Source organism: Exiguobacterium sp. UBA3968, from assembly GCF_002385115.1.
Classification (GTDB): domain Bacteria; phylum Bacillota; class Bacilli; order Exiguobacteriales; family Exiguobacteriaceae; genus Exiguobacterium_A.
The window spans coordinates 2979-3299 of sequence record NZ_DGCW01000011.1 but is presented as its reverse complement, the minus strand read 5'-3'; the positions used below and the strand labels follow the sequence as shown (position 1 = coordinate 3299).

General features: G+C 45.5%; 1 protein-coding gene. It reads left to right on the top strand.

All coding sequences use genetic code 11. The features are described from left to right. Window positions 1–91 precede the first annotated feature (91 nt). A partial coding sequence (locus tag B3S86_RS15200; protein ID WP_290754289.1) for an ATP-binding protein occupies window positions 92–321 on the top strand: 230 nt, incomplete at its 3' end.

Below are 321 nucleotides of genomic sequence, written 5' to 3'. Positions count from 1 at the left end.
TTCGAATCCCGTACGGGTCATTCTCAAAAAGCTATCTCTATTATATAGAGATAGCTTTTTTTAGGTTTTAACGGAAAGGGGTGAAGTCGTAATGGAAGGTGTGCCGTTTGAACCGCTCCTAGTCGGAGTGTCTGGAGGATGTGACTCGATGGTACTCGTCGATCGGTTGTATCAAGAAGGGTATGACATTGCAATTGCACATGTGCATCACGGATTACGAGAAGCATCCGACGAAGAAGCACATTTTATCGAAGACTGGGCAGCAACTCGAAAGATTTTGTTTTTCATGACGCGTTTAGACTGGGCAGGACGTACGAGCTC